Genomic DNA, 1,366 nt, shown 5'->3' with positions numbered 1-1,366 from the left:
TGCTCATCCGGGCCAGTCTAGGACGGCGGGCCGGGGGGCTTGAGCGCCGGGCGGCCACGGGGGGAGCCGCCCGGCGACGGGGTGAATGGTACACGCGACGGGCCGGTCCGTGTCCACCCCGGGACGGGCGATTCGGCTGCTGGGGACGGCGCGGCGAAAATCGGCTTCTCCCCACCTCGACACTCAGGAAGGCGTGCGAGTCTTGATACCGCACCAGCCGCGACGACCGACCAACGCTGTGGAGGACCGGTGGCCCAGCCGACCATGCCCGACGCCCCGACGCCGAACGGGGCGGTCCCGGCGGACCCCGCGCCGGTGACCACACCCGCGCAGGACGCCACCCTGCTGGAGCGGGCGCTGTTCGAGATCAAACGGGTCATCGTCGGGCAGGACCGGATGGTGGAGCGGATGTTCGTCGCGCTGCTCGCCCGGGGCCACTGCCTGCTCGAAGGGGTGCCCGGGGTGGCCAAGACCCTGGCCGTGGAGACGCTCGCCAAGGTTGTCGGCGGGTCCTTCGCCCGGGTGCAGTTCACCCCGGACCTGGTGCCGGCCGACATCATGGGCACCCGGATCTACCGGCAGTCGAGCGAGAAGTTCGACGTCGAGCTGGGCCCGGTCTTCGTCAACTTCCTGCTCGCCGACGAGATCAACCGGGCCCCGGCCAAGGTGCAGTCGGCGCTGCTGGAGGTGATGAGCGAGCGGCAGGTGTCCATCGGCGGGGAGAGCCACCGGGTGCCCGACCCGTTCCTGGTGATGGCCACCCAGAACCCGATCGAGCAGGAGGGCGTCTACCCGCTGCCGGAGGCGCAGCGGGACCGGTTCCTCATGAAGATCGTGGTGGGCTACCCGACCGACGCCGAGGAGCGGGAGATCGTCTACCGGATGGGCGTCGCCCCGCCGGAGCCGACGGCGATCTTCGACACGCCGGACCTGATCGCCCTTCAGCGCAAGGCGGACCAGGTCTTCGTGCACAACGCCCTGGTGGACTACGCGGTCCGGCTGGTGCTGGCGACCCGCGCGCCTGCCGAGCACGGCATGCCCGACGTCGCCCAGCTGATCCAGTACGGGGCGAGTCCGCGCGCCTCGCTCGGCCTGGTCCGGGCCACCCGTGCGCTGGCGCTGCTGCGTGGGCGGGACTACGCGCTGCCGCAGGACGTGCAGGACATCGCCCCGGACATCCTGCGGCACCGGCTGGTGCTCAGCTACGACGCGCTCGCCGACGACGTGCCGGCCGACCACATCGTGCACCGGGTGATGTCCACCATCCCGCTCCCGGCGGTCGCTCCCCGGCAGCAGGCCAGCCCGTCGACCGCCCCGCCGCCGGGCGCCGGCTGGCCCGGGCAGCAGGCCGGCGTAGTCGCCCTGG

General features: G+C 72.6%; 1 protein-coding gene. It reads left to right on the top strand.

The features are described from left to right. Positions 1–249 precede the first annotated feature (249 nt). Positions 250–1,366: MoxR family ATPase (locus EAD98_RS29385; protein ID WP_199723610.1), on the top strand; the 1,117-nt coding region annotated here is incomplete at its 3' end.

Origin of the sequence: Micromonospora sp. CV4, assembly GCF_003667455.1 — a bacterium.
Classification (GTDB): Bacteria; Actinomycetota; Actinomycetes; order Mycobacteriales; family Micromonosporaceae; genus Micromonospora.
This window is presented reverse-complemented; position numbering and strand designations above follow the sequence as displayed.